Raw genomic sequence first — 17,876 nt, 5'->3', positions numbered from 1 at the left:
GTGCTCATTTGGAATGATTAATTATGAAGGTAAGGCATAGGTACCCTACGAGGGACAATAGTGCAGACGCTGCTCTTCCTAATAGTGTTTCCCATCCTCGTCGCATGTCTTTTGTTGTTCGTAAAACGAACGACGTTGCGCTACGCGGTGGTCGCCCTCTCGGCTCTTGCCATCGGTGGGGCATCGATATACCTGCTCATCCGGTATGCATTCGAGGGCGCGGTCTACTTCGCCGCGCCTTCGGGTGCGATCGACCTCGCTATGGTGGCCATCGAGATGGGGCTCGCGCTCTTCATCATCTACATGGGCGCAAAGTTCAAGAACTACCTGGCAATCGTGCTGGCCGTCGTTCAGGCGGCGCTGGTGGTCTACCTCGAGATGACGTTCTCGGGGAGCCTTCATGCGGTCAACAACCTCTTCATTGACCAGTTCTCCATCATCATGGCCCTGATCATCGGGATCATCGGGAGCCTTATAGCCGTATACGCGGTCAGGTACATGGAGACCTATCACCACCACCACCCGGAGGTGCGCGACCGGCAGACGTTCTTCTTCTTCGTCATCTTCGTCTTCCTCGCCGCGATGTTCGGCCTGGTCTTCTCCAACAACCTCATGTGGCTCTTCTTCTTCTGGGAGATCACCACCATCAGCTCATTCTTGCTGATCGGCTACTCGGAGACCGGGGAAGCAACGAAGAACGCCTTCCGCGCCCTGGTGATGAACCTTCTCGGCGGGGTCGCCTTCGTCGTGGCGCTCATCCTCCTCGCCGCAACCGAGCCGACAAGCGGGGGTATCGAACTCTCCCGGGTGCTCGCGTCACCTGACGCCGCTGTCGTCCTGATACCGGCCGTCCTGATCGGGTTTGCCGGTATCACGAAGGCCGCGCTGATGCCCTTCTCCTCCTGGCTCCTCGGGGCGATGGTGGCCCCGACCCCGGTCTCGGCCCTGCTTCACTCGAGCACCATGGTCAAGGCCGGCGTCTATATCCTGGTCAGGTTCTCGCCGGTCTTCGCCGGGACGTTCGCCGGACTCTCCATCGGCCTCGTCGGCGGAGTGACCTTCCTGGTTGCGTCCGCGATAGCGATATCGCAGAGCGACGCGAAGTCGGTCCTCGCCTACTCGACGATAGCAAACCTCGGGTTGATAGCCGCCTGTGCGGGTGTCGGAACCTACATGCTCGTCTGGGCGGCAATCCTCCTGATCGTCTTCCACGCCGTCGCAAAGTCGCTCCTCTTCCTCGGAACCGGAGCGATCGAGCACCGGACCGGAAGCCGCGACATCGAGGACATGGAAGGCCTGATCGTCCGGATGCCGAAGATGGCGGTGATGATGTTCATCGGGATCGCCGGTATGTTCCTTGCGCCGTTCGGCATGCTGATCTCCAAGTGGGCGGCGATCGAGGCGTTCGTCCAGGTCCCCTTCGGCCTGATCTTCATCGCCATCCTCGCCTACGGGAGCGCCGTCACGGTCTTCTTCTGGGCGAAGTGGATGGGCAAACTCGTCACGGTCACCCGGAACACGGAACGGGTCGAAAAAGGGTTCTTCGAGGAATCCTGGGCCCCGCTCTATATCATCACCGGCCTCGTGATAGCGGCCGTCCTCCTCTTCCCGGTCATCTCCTCGATACTGATTGAGCCCTACGTCCTCGCTATCTACGGGGTTACGGCACACCTCGCAGATGCGAACGTCGCCATCATGCTCCTGATGATAGCCCTGCTCCTGGTCCTCCCCGTCTCGTTCCTCCTCTTCAAGAGGACCGCGAGACACCTCCCGGCCTACATGGGCGGGAGGCCCGCGACGCCGGACCTGCATTTCGCAGGCTCCCTCGGCATGACCCGGGAAGCCCAGACGCGGAACTACTACCTCACCGAGTACTTCGGTGAGGCGAAACTCTTCCGACCGGGTGCGACGGTCTGCATCGTCCTGATCCTGGTTTCCTGGGCCCTTGCGGGGGTGGCGTTATGAACTGGCTCATCGGCGCAGTCCTCTTCCTCATCCTCGCGCCCATAGCCGGCGGCCTCATCGCCGGTATCGACCGGAAGATCACCGCGCGGATGCAGGGGAGAGTCGGGCCGCCGCTCCTGCAGCCCTTCTACGACGTCGGCAAACTCTTCGAGAAGGAGCGGGCCGTCGTCACCACGGCGCAGAACTTCTACGTCCTCGCGTACCTGATCTTCATAGCCCTCTCCGGCGCGCTCTTCTTCGCGGGAGGGGACCTCTTACTGACCGTCTTCGCCTTCACGCTCGCCCACGTCTTCCTGGTGCTCGGGGCCTACGCGGTCCACTCGCCCTACAGCCACATCGGGGCGGAGCGGGAACTGATCCAGGTGATGGCCTACGAACCGATGATCATCCTCGCAGCCGTCGGGCTCTACATGGTCAGCGGGAGTTTCTACGTCACGGAGATCGCCGCCACGACCGTGCCGGCGATCCTCTACCTCCCCGGCGTCTTCCTGGGCTTTGCGGTCATTCTGACCATCAAACTCAGGAAGTCGCCCTTCGACATATCGACGTCCCACCACGCGCATCAGGAGATCGTCAAGGGGATCACGACGGAGTTCTCGGGCTCGACGCTCGCGCAGGTCGAGATCGCCCACTGGTACGAAAACGTCTTCCTCCTCGGGTTCGTGTTCCTCTTCTTCGCCTGGAACCCCGTGATCGGGATCGTTGCGGTCGCAATCACCTACCTCGCCGAGATCTTCGTCGATAACGTCACCGCACGGGCGCGGTGGCAGGCGGCGCTGAAGAGCGGGTGGCTTGCAACGCTTCTCGGGATCGTGAACCTGGCGATCCTCTCCTATATGATGCTCGGAGGTGCATGAGTACCATGGCATTTCTGAAGCGATCACCCTGGATCCTTCACTATGATGCATCCAGCTGCAACGGGTGCGACATCGAGGTGCTCGCGTGCCTGACCCCGCTCTACGACGTGGAACGGTTCGGCATCATCAACACGGGAAACCCGAAGCACGCAGATATCCTGATGATCACCGGCGGGATCAACGAGTTGAACCGGGCGGTGGTCAGGAACCTCTACGAGCAGATGCCGGAGCCGAAGGTTGTCGTCGCGATAGGCATCTGCGCCGCAACCGGCGGCATATTCCGGGAGTGCTACAACATCACGGGCGGCGTCGACAAGGTTATCCCCGTCGATGTCTATGTTCCGGGATGCGCGGCGCGGCCGGAGATGATCATCGACGGCGTCGTTGCGGCGCTCTCGATCCTCGAGGAGAAACGGGCGAAGATGACCGGGGCGGCGCAGGCAAAAGAAGATGCGCGGCATGCGGCAGGTGAGAGCACATGACGGTTAACGAAGAGCAGACTACTATCGGCGTCGCGCTGGAGGACCTCACGCGTGAGGTCGAAGGGCTCCAGGCCGGCGGATACCGCCTGGTCCAGATCGGGTGCACGGACATCGGCGGGGCTTACGAGGTCAACTACTCGTTCGACAAGGACTACCAGTACCGGAACCTCCGCCTGACGGTGGGGCCGGAGACGGAAGTCCCGAGCATCTCCGGGATCTACTGGGGAGCATTCGTCTACGAGAACGAGATGCACGACCTCTTCGGGATCCCGGTCACCGGGATCAACATCGATTTCAAAGGGACGTTCATCAAGACGGCGGAGAAGTATCCGTTCAGCGTCACGAGAAGGGGGGGTGACCAATGCCGGAACGCATAGTCGTCCCGTTCGGGCCGCAGCACCCGGTGCTGCCGGAACCGATCCACCTTGACCTCGTCCTCGAGGACGAGACGGTGGTGGAGGCGATCCCCTCCATCGGCTACATTCACCGGGGGCTTGAGCGGCTGATCGAGAAGCGCGAGTATACCGAGTACGTCTACGTGGCGGAGAGGATCTGTGGGATCTGCAGTTTCATGCACGCGCTCTGCTACAGTCAGGGTATCGAGGAGATCATGAAGATCGAGGTCCCCGACCGGGCACGCTGCCTCCGGACGATCTGGTCAGAGTGTTCGCGTCTCCACTCTCACCTCCTCTGGCTCGGCCTCTTTGCGGACGGGATGGGCTTTGAGAACCTCTTCATGCGGTCCTGGCAGCTCCGGGAGAGCGTGCTCGACGTGCTTGAGGACACCACGGGCGGCCGGGTCATCCAGGGCACCTGCAAGGTCGGCGGGGTCAGGCGCGACATAGGGGCGGAGAAACTCGCGGAGATGCACCGCGCGCTCGACCCCTTCGAGGCACAGTGCCGGGACCTCGGCGACGTCTTCTTGAACGACGATACGGTGAAGTACCGCCTTCAGGACCTTGGTGTCATCTCGAAGGACGAGGCCTACGCCCTCGGGGCCGTCGGCCCGACCGCGAGGGCAAGCGGGGTCGCGATCGACCACCGCGAGACCGGCTACGCCGCCTACGGGGATCTCGGGTTCAAGCCGGTCGTGGAGACCGCCGGGGACTGCTACGCCCGGTGCGCCGTCCGGGTCAAGGAGGTCTACGCCTCCATCGACCTGATCCGGCGCGCAATCGACCAGATGCCCGAGGGTCCCCTCGATGTCAAGGTGAAGGGAGCGCCCGACGGCGAGTACTTCTCCCGCGTGGAGCAGCCGCGGGGCGAGGTCGTCCACTACCTGCGGGGCAACGGCACGAAGCACCTTGCCCGGGCCCGGATCAGGACGCCGACGCTCGCGAACATCCCGCCGCTCGTGAAGATGCTCCCGGGAGCCCAGCTCGCGGACGTCCCGGTCGTCGTCCTCTCGATCGACCCCTGTATCAGCTGCACGGAGAGGTGAAGAGAACATGGGAATATTTCAGATGACGAAGACGGTTCTCCGGAACCTTGCAGGGGGGCCTGCCACCCGGCGGTACCCGGCGGTCCCGGCGCGGACATCCTCCCTCACCCGGGGGCACGTCGTCTTCGACCCGGCCACCTGCCGCTCCTGCAGCCTCTGCTCGAAGCGGTGCCCGTGCGAGGCGATCCGTCTCGACAAGGAGGCGAAGGTCTGGGAGATCGACCGCATGCGGTGCATCGCCTGCGGCGACTGCGTCGAAGGGTGCCCGTTCGGGAGCCTCACGATGGAACCGGAGTACTTCGCGCCGGTGGTGGAGCACGTGGCGGAGCGCTACACCATCACCTACGTGAAGCCCGAGAAGCCCGCGAAAAATCCGGCTGAAGAGAGCGCGGGCGCAAAGGAAGAAGGCGCCGGCGAGAGCGCGTGAAACAGGGGCGAGGCCCCGACTGGATCTTTTTTCGATCCTGTGCTATTTCAACCGTTTTGTAAGATGATGAAGATCTAACATCATAGAACCAAGCATAGCTCCTACCGAACAGTCTCTCGGTCATCCCCGCATTTCATGCTTTGCGGAGGGAAGGATCGCACACAAGAGATATATTATACCCGAAACTCTCAAAAAACTCACAGCAAACGTGCTCATTGCAGCGATCAATTGTTTAGAATAGTCCTTTGCAGTTTTTCAGACGATACTTTATATACTACAACCCCCCGCATATAAGCATTGGGGTGTTGCGCAAAAGAATGACATTACAAGATTTAGCGATATGGGTGTAAATAACACCCCCAGCTAAATAAAGAAAGATGACTTGACTTTATTGCAAGAAGTTCTTGTTATCCTTTCTATTTAGCGCTTGCTATAGGTGTTGAATACTATAAAGGAAAGTAATACCATGAGTTACAGAACACAAACAAAAGAAAGAAACGATTTACCCAACATAATTAAGGGTGCAACCGAGGGGTTTGTTGTCCCTCTTGTATTGGCATTGACCTCCTGCTTGTTCACCATGTTTTTATCGATTGACCAAGCATTAGATCCATTGAAATCAGCAAATCCACAATGGAGTGGGGGATTTAATCTTGGTCTCTTCTTGGGTCTCTTTGCAATAGCGAATTTCGCTGAAAGTTTGGCAATTGGATTTGGCGACACCGAGTATGCAGTTGGTTACATTTTGGGAGCAATATGTGGACTGTTTGTTTTCGCTGAGATCTTAACGAAATTATTCCCTGATTTGACTTTGGGAGTGATTGGAGTTGTGGTAGTTGTCGCTATCGGGGTAGTTCTCAAAATAATTATTATGGTAAAGAGGTCTCAAGCAGACCATGATTACTACCGAAGGTGGTAGTCAGAGAGGGGATGGGGGAGGGGATCTCGCCCCCTCCCCATCAGCCCCACCACTCATGGCGATACCCAATGGAAATCCGTGGGCGGGCTGCACGAGGTCACATCACAGAACCATCCTCCTTCCCCTATTTCTCACTTCCTCGCCAGCGGATGCACCATGTGGATGATATCGTAGGTGTTGCTCGGGTAAGCCCAGGGGATCGCGTCGAGCGTCAGATCGTCCACCGTCAGACCGTGCTTGATCGCGAGGGCGAAGATGTTGATCACCTCCTCGACGTGCGGCCCGATGAGGTGGGCGCCGAGGATCCGGCGGGAGTCCTCGTCGACCAGGATCTTGTAGCCGGCGTGCTTCTGGCCGATGCTCCGGTTGGTGAACCGCCCGGAGAGATCGCCGGCGTTGGCGACGTAGGGGATTCCCTTCTCCTTCGCCTTCTCCTCCGTGAGCCCGACGGACGCGATGGGCGGATTCGTGAAGACGGCGCTCGGGACGACGGAGTAGTCCGCGACGCGGCCGTCGCCGCCCAGGATGTTGTCGACGACGATGTGGGCGTCCATCACCGCCACCGGGGTCAGTTGCGGACTCTTCGCGTTTGCATCCCCGACGACGTAGACCGCCGGGTTCGAGACGCTCTGGAGGTACTCATTGACCGCGATCCCCCGGCGGTCGGTCTCGACCCCACCGGCGGCAAGGTCGAGGCCCTCAAGCGCAGAGACCCTGCCCGCGCCGTGGACCGCCATATCGGCACCGAAAGTCTTCTCCTCCCCCTTCCTCCCGGCCCGGACCCGGAGGCCACTGCCGTCCCTCTCGATCGAGACGAGCGGCATATTCATCTGCACGTCGATCCCGGCCTCAACTGAGGCCAGCAGCAGGCGGTCGACGATATCGGGGTCGAACCCCGAGAGAACCCGACCGCTTCGCTGCAGGATGGTCACCGCCGACCCGGCAGCGGCGGCGACATGGGCGAACTCAAACGAGATGTAGCCCCCGCCGATGAAGACGATCCGTTCGGGGAGCGCCGGAAGGGAGAAGAAGTCGTCGCTCGACGTCATCAGGTCCTCGCCCGGGACGCCGAGCGCCCGGGCATGCGCACCGGCGGCGACCACGATGTACCGGGCGATGAGCATATCGCCGCCGACCGCCACCCTATCCGGCCCGGCAAAGCGGGCAACCCCGTGATAGGTATGGATCCCCGCCCCCCGGAAGCCCTCCTCCTTCCGCCGCGGAATGGGATCGGTGAAGGTCCGTTCGAAGGCAACGAGCTCTGGCCAGTCGATCGAGACCGCTCCCCGGATGCCGTTCCCCTGCTGGCCACGGACACGGGAAACCAGCTCGGCGGCACCGGCGAGCACTTTTTTAGGGACACAGCCCCGCAGGCCGCACGTCCCCCCGTAGTCCCCGGAATCAACGATCGCTACCCGCATCCCGGCCTTCCTGCAGTGCCAGGCGACGTCGGAACCGGCGACCCCCGTCCCGATAACGACGAGATCGTACTCCCGCTCCATAATGAGGCTACGGTTGCTGCAGAGCGCCATAAAGGTTTACCCCGGTTGGTGTGCCGGTCAGAAGTAGAGGAGGGAGACAATGCCGACGGCGATGAGGATGAAGACGACCGTCATGATGCTCCCGGGGACGATGTAATCCCGGGTCCGGTAGCCTCCGGGCCCCATCAGGAGGGCGTTCACCGGGTGCGTCGGGAGGAGGAATGAGTTGGAGGTACATATCCCGACGAGGAGCGCGAGGCCGCGGGGGTCGAGCCCGGGCGAACCCGCCATCACGAGCGCGAGCGGGACCAGGAGGACGGTGGCGGCGATGTTCGAGATCACGAACGAAAAGGCGGTCGCGAGAACCGCTACCGCGATGAGGATGAGGAGCGTCGGGTACCCGGCGACCAGACCGGCCGTCTGATCCGCGATGAATCGGGCGGCCCCGCTCGTCTCCATGGCGATGCCCAGGGGAGGAGGGCGGCAATCAGCGTGAGCATCCGCAGTCGATAGGCCGATAGACCTCGTCGACCGGGACGACCCGGAGGAGGATCATCGCGAGCACTCCCGAGAGAAGGCTTGTCGCGATCGAAAGCCCCGTGTAGATAAGACCGACGGCGGCAACCACCAGCAGGGCGAGGAGGAACTCGGCCTCCATCGGGCACCCGGGGGTGAGCGGAGCAGAAAAAAAGTATGGGCAAACGGTCTCGAAATCGGCCGGAGCGTTACTGCCCGTACACGTCGCGGGTGACCCGGTGCGGCTCAAACCGCCCCCGGTGGAAGACCCGAACCTCGACCTCGGCGCCCTTCCTGAAGTCCCGCATCAGGAGGTCGTAGGTCCTCCGGACGTAGCGCAGCCCTTCCCGGTCGAAGAGGTCGCGGAGAGCCTGCCGGAACCGGATCTCCTGTTCAAGAAACGCCGCCTCATAAGCCCGGGTTTCCCGGGCAATCCGGACGCATTCGGCATCGTCGATCGGGTTGTTGTAGGACCCATGCTGGTTCAGACCGCCGATCTGCCGCCAGTCGACGGCGCCCGTCTCGTCGGCCTCCCGGTGAAGCATGTAGGGGTAGACCCGGCAGATGGCGAACCGACGGTCGTAGATGCTGCACCTGCCGTCTTCGAGGAATATGCAGGAGCCGTCCGGTTTCGTCCGGAGGGCGTAGCCCGATACGTAGAACCTCCCCTCCTGATCGCAGGCGTCGAACGCGGGCGCCGGGATGACGGCGTCCGGCAGGAGCGAGCGGACGGTGTCGGTATCCTCCCCCAGCAGAAAGACGTGATCGTTGAACTCCCGGGTGCAGCACCGCCCGCAGCAGTCGCAGGAGAACCCCACCTCCCGGATGATCGCGATGAACTCCTCTTCCGGGAAACGGAGAAGTCTCTCCCGTTCCGCCTCAAGGGCAGCAATCTGTTCGTCGAACGTGAACGTAACCCGTAGCCTCCGTAGGTTTTCCCGGCACGAATGCCTGGACTTCTTACCCCAGGTGTTGGATGGGGGGAGGGATATGCCCTTTGGCACCGCCGCTTCAGGGCTTTTTCCCGACGGTAGCAACGTAGATCAGGAACCGGCGTTCGCCGTCGATGCCGAGAAGCCGGTTCATCGCCCCATCGTCGAAGGCGGCGATCGCACAGGCCCTGAACACCACGCGTACAACCGATCTTCAACCCTGCAGGCTCCCCATCGGGCGGTCGGCTGCCCCGGGCAAAGGTTCGGAAACGTATTAGGAGAACTCCACCCAACTATAACCACCATACCCGGGGCATTCTCATGATCGTGACCGCCATTATGTTCATCGTCGGCCTGGCCCTCCTCGTCAAAGGAGCCGATCTCTTTGTGAGCGGGGGGAGCGGCCTCGCCCTCCGCCACAGCATCTCACCGGCCCTGATCGGGTCAACGATCATCGCGTTCGGCACGTCGCTTCCGGAACTCGTCGTCAGCACGGACGCCGCGGCAACCGGCAACACCGGTATTGCTCTCGGGAACGTCCTCGGGAGCAACATTGCAAACATCGCCCTTATTCTCGCGCTCTGCACCCTCATCCGCCCGGGTATGGCCGCCGCCTCCGGAGCAGCGCGCTCAGCGCTCATCCGGCATGCCGCGCTGATGCTCGTTGCGACGGTAGCGTTTGCGCTGCTCGCCGCGAGAGGTACGCTCGACGCCCTCGCCGGAGCGGTGCTCCTCACCCTCTTCGTGGCGATCCTCGTCATCCTCCTGCGGGAGGGGCGCGAGGAGAGGGACGTCGATATCAAGTCCCACGGACGGGCCGACATTCTCTACATCGGCCTTGGCCTTGCGGCCGTCATCATCGGGGCGCAGCTCGTCGTCGACGGCGCTGTTACGCTCGCAGAGGCGTTCGGAATCCCGGCCTTCGTCATCGGCGTCTCGGTCGTCGCCGTCGGGACGTCGCTTCCGGAGCTCGCGACCTCGCTCGTGGCCGCCGTGAGAGATGAGGGCTCCATCTCCGTCGGCAACATCCTCGGGAGCAACATCTTCAACCTCCTCCTGGTTCTCGGGGTAAGCCTCCTCCTCGCACCGGTCACCATCGGGTCCGCGTTCGACGTCGTCGCAGTCGTCCTCTTCTCGGTCGCGATCCTCCCCCTGCTCTTTGCCCGCCCCTCCGTCGTCCGGGGCTGGTCGGTCGTCCTGATCCTCGGCTACGCTGCATACATCGCCTGGAACTTCGGGGCGATTCCGATCGGGTGAGAAGGTGATCAGAACCGTCGTTCTTCGCGTGAATCGGCAGGAGAGGGTAACGATCGAGCCTCACGCGAAGGACGCGAAGCCGCGAAGGACGACTTTCCCGAAGGGAAAGGAGTTCGAGCACCGGAGGTGCGGAGTGCGACGGTTCGTAGAACCGGAGCATGAGCACCGTCAGGTGCGAAGTGCGACGTTCCGTAGGAACGGAGCTTGAGAAACCCGAAGGGTTTCGAAGTGCGACCTCCTGTGGGGAGGGAGCATGAGCACCGCCAGGTGCGAAAGACGACGGCCTTTTGGGCCGGAGTTCGAGCACCGAAAGGTGCGAAGTGCGAGTGTAGCGAGCATGAGAAGCCATCAGGCTTCGAAGGAGAGTTTCCGGTAACCCATCACCGATCTTCGCGTTCTTCGCAGATCGCACCTACGGCGCTCCAACTCCGCTCCGCAGGAGCGTCGTTCTTCGCGTGAACTAACAGTTTATAAGCGGTGATACGACCTCACGCGAAGCCTAAGGCTTCGGGAACGTCGTTATTCGCACCTGACGGTGCTCGAACTCCTTTCCCTTCGGAAAAGTCGTTCTCCGCACCGCCGGAAGACTTCGAAAATATTCGTAGGTTACACAAACCTGATGCGTCGGCACGTGCATCTCCCTCTATCGGAAGGTGAACGGATATGGAGAAGTGGAGTCCGGTGCTGGTGGTCGTCCTCGGGAGCCTGGTGATCGCCGCGATCATCGGGACCGCCCTCGCGTCGGAGGACGCCGGGAACGAGACCCTGGGGGATTTAAAGAAGTTTTCGTCGAAAGAAGAGATCGAGGCGTTCCTGAAGGAACACGCACAGGGAACGAAGGGCAGTAACGGCTATCCGTGGATGACGGGGACCGGCGGACAGGAGACCGCCATGGACGCACCTGCACCGACGAGCGCACCGCCCGCCCCAACGGCCGCACACGACTACTCTACCACGAACGTGCAGGTAGAGGGTGTGGATGAGGCCGACTTCCTGAAGAACGACGGGAGGTACATCTACGTCATATCGGGCGAGTCACTTGCGATCCTCGAAGCGTTCCCGGCAGAGAATGCGAAGATCGTATCCGAGACCCGGATCGAAGGGATCCCGACGGCGCTCTTCCTCGCCGGCGATCGCCTGGTGGTCTTTGCCACCGGAACGGAAGAGAGTATGACCACCGTGAAAGGGAGTATAGCGCCCGTCCCCGTCCAGCGGGTGGTGACGCACGCATACATCTACGATATCGGCGACCGGAGCGATCCCGACCTTGTCCGGACGCAGACCTTCACCGGCAGTTACTACGACGCCCGGATGATCGGCGACAACGTCTACGTCATCACGCGGGAGGCTCCCGTCTGGATCCGGGACGAGATCGCCCTCCCCGAGGTGCGGACGGACGGCGGCGAGGCCATCATGCCCGACGTCTACCGCCCCGGAACCCCGCTGCAGAACTACGTCTTCTACACCGCAAGCGCCTTTTCCGTCAAGAACGACGGGGGCACTCCCGACGCCGAGACGTTCCTCCTCGGCTACGACACCACCCTCTTTGCGTCGCAGAAGAACCTCTACATCGGCTACCGCTACGTGGGGGCCGCGGGCTCCGGCCCGAGCGCCGCAACGATGCCCGCCTACGCCGGCAGCCGAGAGGAGACGATCGTCCACCGGTTCGCGATCGATGACGGGAAGATCGACTACAAGGCCATGGGCAGGGTTCCCGGACACCTCCTGAACCAGTTCTCGCTCGACGAGTACGGCGGGAACCTCCGGGTGGCGACGACCGTCGAGGGCTGGACGCGTGAGGGATCCTTCCAGTACAATAACGTCTACGTCCTCAACCCCGCTATGGAGACGATCGGGACGCTCGAACATATCGCGCCGGACGAGCGGATCTACGCCGCCCGGTTCGCCGGCGACCGACTGTATCTCGTGACGTTCAAGCGGATCGATCCCCTCTTCGTCATCGATCTCTCGGACCCGAAACACCCCGGCATCCTCGGGAAACTCAAGATCCCGGGCTACTCGGATTACCTCCACCCCTATGATCCCGACCACATCATCGGGATCGGCAAAGAGACGAGCGAGAATACCTGGGGCGGCGTCTCGGTGGAAGGGCTCAAGATCGCGCTCTTCGACGTCTCGGACGTGAACAACCCGATACAGGTCGATACCGTCGTGATCGGGGAGCCCGGGACCGACTCGGAGGCCCTTCGCGACCACAAGGCCTTCCTCTTTGTGAAAGAGAAGAACCTCCTCGTCATCCCGGTGAGTGAGATTAAGCGGGTCGAAAACCCCGAATCCAGGTATCCCGGCTCCTACGGCACCAAGACCTGGCAGGGGGCTTACGTCTACTCGGTGAAACCGGCAGACGGGTTCATTCTACTGGGCACGGTCGCCCACGCGGAGAAGGGATCCCCCTACACCTGGGACTCGCCCGACGCGGTGCGGCGGTCGCTCTTCATGGACGACACCCTTTACACCGTCTCGGCGAGAAGCGTCGTCATGACCGATCTCGCCGACGGCAGCCGGGTGAACGAGGTCTACCTCCCCTACCGGTGGGAGACCTACCCGACCCCGTACCCGGTCTGGTGATCCAGAGGGCGGTGCTTCCGGACCGCCTTGAAGATCTCCATCACGACCACGACCGAGGAGGCGAGAACGAGCAGCGTGATCCACTCGACCAGGGAGACGGGCTGCACCTGGAGGACGTCCTGGAAGAAGGGGATGTAGAGTGCGGCGATATGCAAGCCCTGCGCGGCGATGACGGCGGCGATCAGGATGTAGTTGTTGCTGATAGGGACGCGGAATGCGGAGATGTACTCAGAACGGCAGTTGAAGAGATGGAAGTTCTCGAAGAGCACCATCAGCAGGAAGAGCAGGTTCCTGGCGGCGAACTCATCCCATCCATTTGAGAGGAGCCAGTACCAGGCGCCGAGTGTGACAAGCCCGATGACCGTCCCGGAGAGGAGCACCTGCTCGATCATCAGCCGGTTGAAGAACCCCTCTTCCGTCCTTCGCGGCGGCCGGTTCATGATGCCGGGCTCACCCTTCTCAAACGCCAGCGCCGTGTCTTGGATGCCGTTCGTCACCAGGTTCAGCCAGAGGAGCTGGACGGCGACGAGGGGCAGCGGCAGACCGATAAGGAGGGCAAGCATGAAGAGGAGGACTTCGGCAAACCCGGTCGTGATCAGGAGATAGACGACCTTCCGAACGTTGTCGTAGGCGTACCGTCCTTCCTCGATCCCGGCGACGATCGAGGCGAAGTCGTCGTCGGTGACGATCAACGACGCCGTATCCTTGGCGACGTCGGTCCCGGAACCCATCGCGACCCCGATGTTCGCGCTCCGGAGCGCCGGCGCGTCGTTGACCCCGTCCCCGGTGACCGCGACGAACTCCCCGCTCTTCCGGTAGGCCTCGACGATCCGGAGTTTCTGCAGCGGGGTCACCCGGGCAAAGACCCGGCCCTTCTTCACCCGATCGATGAATTCGGAGAGTGTCGCCACCTCCGGGTCGCCCAGTTTCACGCCGGTGACGACCTCGTCGGGAGAGTCCGTAATCTCAAGCTCCCGTGCGATGGCGAGAGCCGTTGCAGGGTGGTCCCCGGTCACCATCACCACATCGACTCCAGCGCTGCGGCACCGGCGTATGGCATCCGGGACGTCGGGCCGGATCGGGTCGATGAACCCGACAAGGCCCAGGAGCTCAAGCGGCGGCAACTCCGGGTTCTCTACAGAGAATGAGCCTTCGACGCGACCGTGAGCCACCACAAGAACCCGAAAGCCCCGGGAGGTGAGGTTATCGTGCTCCTCCTGCACGCGGTCCATGTCGAGGGGGACACTCTGATCCGGCCCGGCGGCCATGGTGCGATGCGGATGACGAGCGGCGGCTTGCCCGCCTCCGATGTCGTGACCGTCTCGGCGATCTGCCCGATCTCGGTATGCTGGCCGGTCGCGACCACGATCCCGGTACTGCGACCGCTCATGATGGTGCTGCCGGCGTAGAGCAAATTCAGGCGGTCGGCCGGGGGCAGGGAGGCATCGACGGTATCCGGGCTCTTTCCGACCGCATGCGACTCCCCGGTCAGGAGCGACTCGTCGACGGCGAGTGACTGCGCCGTGAGGATGCGGATGTCGGCGGGGACACGGTCACCCGACTCCAGAGCGACACGGTCCCCGGGGACCAGATCTTCGGCCGGGACGGTCGCCTCGCGGTTATCCCGCCACACCCGTGAAGAGGACTCGAGCATCCGCTGCAGGGCTGCTGCACTCCTCCCCGCCTTCACCTCCTGGAAGGTTCCGACGACGGCGTTCGTCAGGACGACGATGAAGATGAAGATCGCGTCGGTGAGGTCGGAGAAGAGGATGGCTATGATCCCCGCGGCAAGGAGGACGTAGATGAGCGGGCTCATGAACTGGCGGAGGAAGACCTCAATCACCGTCGGAGGCCGCCTCTTGGGGAGGGCGTTCTCCCCGAAGATATCCCGGCGACGGGCGACCTCGGCGTCGGAAAGCCCCTCCTCCGGCGATCCGAGCTGCCCGGCTACGTTGTCCGCCGGAAGAGCGTGCCATGCCGCCGTCCGTGACCTGTCTGGGGTGAGGGGGAGAGCCGTCATCGCTGGATCGTCCTGTGCCTTCAGTAATCGCTACTCACGTCACCGCACCCCTTCCCGGGGGATGCCCACCGGCGCGTGTTCGGGGACCCACCGGCCTTCGGCATGCGCGAGGTAGAGAGCGCTGTTGACGAGGCCGATATGGGTGTAGGCCTGGGGGAAGTTCCCGAGGTACTCGCCGGTCCCGGGATCGAATTCTTCCGGCAGGAGACCCACGCTGTTCATCCGGGCGACAATCTCGGTAAAGATCTCCTTCGCCTCCTCCACCCTCCCCGAGAGGGCCAGGACGTCCACCAGCCAGAAGGTGCAGAGGCCGAACGCTCCCTCCCCGCCGGGGAGGCCGTCGTCGGTGAGGTAACGATAGACGAGCCCGTTCTTCGTCAGGTGCTCGATCGTCGCATCGATCGTCCCCTGCACCCGCTCGTCATCGAAGGGGAGAAACTCCACGAGCGGGATGCGGAGGTTTGCCGCGTCCAGGGCCTTCGACCCGAACGCCTGCACGAAGGAGCCCATCTCGGGGTCGTAGCCCTCGGTGAGCACCCGTTCCCGGATGGTCTCCCGGGTCCGGCGCCACCGGTCGACGTCGCCGGGAAGGCCGTGGTTCTCCGCGAGGTAGATCGCCCGGTCGAGAGCAACCCAGACCATCACCTTCGAGTAGACGAAGTGCCGCGGCTCACCGCGGACCTCCCAGATGCCGTGATCGGGCTCCGTCCACCTGCTGCAGGCGTAGTCCGCGACGGCGGTAAGAAACCTGCGCCCCCCCGGGCTCGGTTCCACGCCCCGGCGGATGAGTTCGTAGCCGGTCGAGATGAGTTCTCCGAAGAGCTCGAGTTGTAACTGGTTGGCGGCGCCGTTCCCGATCCGGACCGGGCGAGAGCCGCGGTAGCCCTCGAGATGCGTGAGTTCGACCTCCGTAAGGTCGGCCGTCGAATCGTGCAACGCGAAGAGCACCTGCGGCTGACGTGCTCCGGAGTGCGCCTCGGCCGTCCGCTCCATCCACTGAAGGAACTCGATCGCCTCCCGGGGGTGGCCGAGGGAGACCAGGGCCTGCGCCGTCATCGAGGCGTCACGGACCCATGCGTAGCGGTAATCCCAGTTCCGGACCCCGCCGATCTCCTCGGGGAGGGAGGTCGTGGGAGCGGCGGCGATCGCCCCCGAATCGGCCATGGTCAGGAGTTTCAGAGTCAGTTCGGCCCGGGTGACGTAAGGGAGCCACTCACCGGCCCACCGGGGCGTCTCGGCCAGGTCTTCATAGTGCGCCCAGGTCCGCCAGACCCGGATCGTCTCGTCGAACGCCGCCCCGGCGCGGGCGGGGTCGCAGGTCCTGTCCTCAAGACCCCAGCGGGTCTGAAGAACTCTCCGCTCGCCCTCCCGCATCGTAAACCAGGCGCGAAGGACGGCATCGCGTCCGGTTGCGTCGATCGCGGCGCTCTCAGGACCGCAGAGAAACAACGCCTCACCGCCGCCGGTGGCAAGCCACCCGCCCGGAACCTCTTCTATCTGCGTCCGGATCCGGGCGTAGTCGAACCGCGGCGACCACTCGACCGCCACCTCTACGATACCCTCCTCGCAGTCGAGGAACCGGAGGATCACCGGCGGCGCATGCGACCCCCCGCGACCGGCGATCTCCCCGGAGAGGGGCATCAGGTCGGTCACCGCAAGCCTTCCGGCGTCTGTTGCGAACCGGGTGACGAGGACGTTCGTATCCTCGATGTAGTCCTGGTCGCCGGACCCGCCACCCGCGACCGAGACCGAGAAGCGCCCGCCCCGCCCGGCGTCGAGGATGGCTGCAAAGACGCTCGGGCTGTCGAGGTAGGGGAAACAGCACCAGTCGATCGAGCCGTTCCGACCGACGAGCGCCGCCGTCCGGAGGTTGCCGATGATCCCGTAGTCCGAGATGGGCAGGTAGCCGCCCGGGCCGGACCCACGTCCTGCAGGGGCTGGAGTACGCATGGGGGGAGACCGGTCGCCAACCTATAAAAACCTGCAGGCAGTGGTCCACGAGGGAACTAAGCGTGGATCATCGTCAGCATCATCTTGAACCGCGTGACGGCGTGGACGGCGTGGGGGATCTTCGCCGGCATGATGATCAGGTCGCCCGTCTTCATCGGATACTCCTTGTCCGCGATGGTGACGAGGGCCTCCCCGTCGAGGACCTGGAGGACGGCGTCGTAGGGCGCGGTGTGCTCCGAAAGGCCTTCGTCTGCGTCGAATGCGAAGACCGTGATGGTCCCGGCCTTCGTGTAGACGAGCATCCGGCTGACGATCGAGCCGGGCTGGTAGGCGACGAGGTCGCGGGGGTCGATGACCTCTTCGGCGAGGTTCTCCTTTGCTTCAGGCATACGGGTCGGCTTCTCCTGCTGGGTATTCATTTTTGCGGCCGGAGGCAACGATCTGACGTACAGTGATTTTACCCGGAGATAACCAGGAGATAGAATCTGCTTGATCTGCTTGCCGCCCGGATTTCTGTGAGAAGAATAATATAAAGAGCAAATGAACTGTTAACTTATTGAAGGTGGCATGATTGACAAAGGTACGGTTAACCATCCTGATATGGGAAGAAGAAGGGGTGTATGTCTCCAGGTGCCAGGAGCTTGAGGTCGCCAGCTGCGGCGATACGCCGGAGGAAGCTCTGGACAACATCCGTGAAGCGATCGAACTCTACCTTGAGAATGCGAAAGAACTCGGGATATTGCAGGACCTTGAGCCGATATTGAAATCACCCCGTAAGTTCACCTCGGTCATCGAGGTTGAGGCATGACAAAACTGCCTCTGATCTCTTCCGATGATGTCATAAAGAAACTGAAGGCAGCCAGGTTCGATTACGCTCCCCACCGAGGAAAAGGGAGTCATGTAGCTCTCTATAAGATTGGGGAAGACGGAAACAAGCTGCTTGTTATTGTTCCCCGACGTGACCCTATCCCGCGAGGGACACTCATCTCAATCCTGAAGCAGGCCCACCTTACGAAAGAAGAGTTTCTCGATCTGTGAAG

Annotated in this window: 19 protein-coding genes; 11 read left to right on the top strand and 8 right to left on the bottom strand. The window is 62.4% G+C overall.

The annotated features are described in order from the left end of the window. Positions 1-60: 60 nt before the first annotated feature. The 7 genes from MchiMG62_RS02470 (at position 61) to MchiMG62_RS02440 (ending at position 6,091) form a co-directional block, all read left to right on the top strand. Positions 61-1,965 (top strand): NADH-quinone oxidoreductase subunit 5 family protein, encoded by a 1,905-nt coding sequence (locus tag MchiMG62_RS02470; RefSeq protein WP_221057734.1) that lies wholly within the window; start codon positions 61-63, stop codon positions 1,963-1,965. After that, positions 1,962-2,822 carry a respiratory chain complex I subunit 1 family protein gene (locus tag MchiMG62_RS02465; RefSeq protein ID WP_221057733.1) on the top strand — a complete coding sequence of 287 codons (861 nt, stop codon included), beginning with the start codon at positions 1,962-1,964 and terminating at the stop codon, positions 2,820-2,822. Before MchiMG62_RS02470 ends, MchiMG62_RS02465 begins: the two co-directional genes overlap by 4 nt. 5 nt (positions 2,823-2,827) lie before the next feature. Further along, positions 2,828-3,304, top strand: coding sequence for an NADH-quinone oxidoreductase subunit B family protein (locus tag MchiMG62_RS02460; RefSeq protein WP_221057732.1), 477 nt, complete (start codon positions 2,828-2,830; stop codon positions 3,302-3,304). After that, positions 3,301-3,681: an NADH-quinone oxidoreductase subunit C gene (locus MchiMG62_RS02455; protein WP_221057731.1), complete on the top strand. Its 381-nt coding sequence runs from the start codon at positions 3,301-3,303 to the stop codon at positions 3,679-3,681. Before MchiMG62_RS02460 ends, MchiMG62_RS02455 begins: the two co-directional genes overlap by 4 nt. Then, a complete protein-coding gene (locus MchiMG62_RS02450; RefSeq protein WP_221057730.1) occupies positions 3,666-4,745 on the top strand; it encodes a hydrogenase large subunit in 1,080 nt (359 codons plus the stop codon). Before MchiMG62_RS02455 ends, MchiMG62_RS02450 begins: the two co-directional genes overlap by 16 nt. Before the next feature lie 7 nt (positions 4,746-4,752). After that, on the top strand, positions 4,753-5,172 hold the full coding sequence (locus MchiMG62_RS02445) for a 4Fe-4S dicluster domain-containing protein (RefSeq protein ID WP_221057729.1): 420 nt from the start codon (positions 4,753-4,755) through the stop codon (positions 5,170-5,172). Between the two features lie 466 nt (positions 5,173-5,638). After that, complete coding sequence (locus MchiMG62_RS02440; protein ID WP_221057728.1) at positions 5,639-6,091, top strand: hypothetical protein; 453 nt, start codon at positions 5,639-5,641, stop codon at positions 6,089-6,091. Between the two features lie 131 nt (positions 6,092-6,222). Here MchiMG62_RS02440 and MchiMG62_RS02435 read toward each other — a convergent pair whose 3' ends face one another. The 4 genes from MchiMG62_RS02435 to MchiMG62_RS02420 all read right to left on the bottom strand — a co-directional run bounded on the left by MchiMG62_RS02435 (position 6,223) and on the right by MchiMG62_RS02420 (position 8,981). Next, positions 6,223-7,593 carry a dihydrolipoyl dehydrogenase family protein gene (locus MchiMG62_RS02435; RefSeq protein ID WP_221057727.1) on the bottom strand — a complete coding sequence of 457 codons (1,371 nt, stop codon included), beginning with the start codon at positions 7,591-7,593 and terminating at the stop codon, positions 6,223-6,225. A 57-nt stretch (positions 7,594-7,650) separates the two neighbouring features. Then, positions 7,651-8,031 (bottom strand): SLC13 family permease, encoded by a 381-nt coding sequence (locus MchiMG62_RS02430; RefSeq protein WP_221057726.1) that lies wholly within the window; start codon positions 8,029-8,031, stop codon positions 7,651-7,653. 28 nt (positions 8,032-8,059) lie between these two features. Beyond that, entirely contained in the window at positions 8,060-8,230 is a 171-nt protein-coding gene (locus MchiMG62_RS02425; RefSeq protein WP_221057725.1) for a hypothetical protein, read from the bottom strand. A gap of 67 nt (positions 8,231-8,297) precedes the next feature. Next, positions 8,298-8,981: a YkgJ family cysteine cluster protein gene (locus MchiMG62_RS02420; RefSeq protein ID WP_221058601.1), complete on the bottom strand. Its 684-nt coding sequence runs from the start codon at positions 8,979-8,981 to the stop codon at positions 8,298-8,300. A gap of 360 nt (positions 8,982-9,341) precedes the next feature. Here MchiMG62_RS02420 and MchiMG62_RS02415 point away from each other — a divergent pair, with 360 nt between their 5' ends. Both MchiMG62_RS02415 and MchiMG62_RS02410 read left to right on the top strand, forming a co-directional pair. Continuing rightward, a complete protein-coding gene (locus MchiMG62_RS02415; RefSeq protein WP_221057724.1) occupies positions 9,342-10,277 on the top strand; it encodes a calcium/sodium antiporter in 936 nt (311 codons plus the stop codon). A 663-nt stretch (positions 10,278-10,940) separates the two neighbouring features. Next, complete coding sequence (locus MchiMG62_RS02410; protein WP_221057723.1) at positions 10,941-12,866, top strand: beta-propeller domain-containing protein; 1,926 nt, start codon at positions 10,941-10,943, stop codon at positions 12,864-12,866. Here MchiMG62_RS02410 and MchiMG62_RS13170 read toward each other — a convergent pair. Genes MchiMG62_RS13170 through MchiMG62_RS02395 form a run of 4 tightly spaced genes read right to left on the bottom strand, consistent with a single transcriptional unit; the run spans position 12,839 to position 17,225 of the window. Beyond that, the gene (locus tag MchiMG62_RS13170; protein WP_244987770.1) at positions 12,839-14,098 is read right to left on the bottom strand and encodes a cation-translocating P-type ATPase; all 1,260 of its coding nucleotides are present in this window, start codon (positions 14,096-14,098) and stop codon (positions 12,839-12,841) included. The genes MchiMG62_RS02410 and MchiMG62_RS13170 overlap by 28 nt on opposite strands. Further along, on the bottom strand, positions 14,002-14,886 hold the full coding sequence (locus MchiMG62_RS13165) for a P-type ATPase actuator domain-containing protein (RefSeq protein WP_244987769.1): 885 nt from the start codon (positions 14,884-14,886) through the stop codon (positions 14,002-14,004). The genes MchiMG62_RS13170 and MchiMG62_RS13165 overlap by 97 nt, the downstream gene beginning before the upstream one ends. A 39-nt stretch (positions 14,887-14,925) precedes the next feature. Next, on the bottom strand, positions 14,926-16,836 hold the full coding sequence (locus tag MchiMG62_RS02400; RefSeq protein WP_221057722.1) for a glycoside hydrolase family 15 protein: 1,911 nt from the start codon (positions 16,834-16,836) through the stop codon (positions 14,926-14,928). 56 nt (positions 16,837-16,892) lie between these two features. Continuing rightward, positions 16,893-17,225, bottom strand: coding sequence for a cupin domain-containing protein (locus tag MchiMG62_RS02395; protein ID WP_221057721.1), 333 nt, complete (start codon positions 17,223-17,225; stop codon positions 16,893-16,895). Positions 17,226-17,407: 182 nt separating this feature from the next. On the opposite strand from MchiMG62_RS02395, the gene MchiMG62_RS02390 reads away from it, so the two are divergent. Together MchiMG62_RS02390 and MchiMG62_RS02385 are read left to right on the top strand one after the other, a co-directional pair. Next, complete coding sequence (locus MchiMG62_RS02390) at positions 17,408-17,644, top strand: type II toxin-antitoxin system HicB family antitoxin (protein ID WP_221057720.1); 237 nt, start codon at positions 17,408-17,410, stop codon at positions 17,642-17,644. Continuing rightward, positions 17,641-17,874 (top strand): type II toxin-antitoxin system HicA family toxin, encoded by a 234-nt coding sequence (locus MchiMG62_RS02385; protein WP_221057719.1) that lies wholly within the window; start codon positions 17,641-17,643, stop codon positions 17,872-17,874. Before MchiMG62_RS02390 ends, MchiMG62_RS02385 begins: the two co-directional genes overlap by 4 nt. Positions 17,875-17,876: the final 2 nt, after the last annotated feature.

It is taken from the genome of Methanoculleus chikugoensis (genome assembly GCF_019669965.1).
GTDB classification, from domain to species: Archaea; Halobacteriota; Methanomicrobia; order Methanomicrobiales; family Methanoculleaceae; genus Methanoculleus; species Methanoculleus chikugoensis.
Note: the sequence above shows the minus strand (reverse complement) of the source record. Positions and strands in the feature narration are given on the sequence as shown.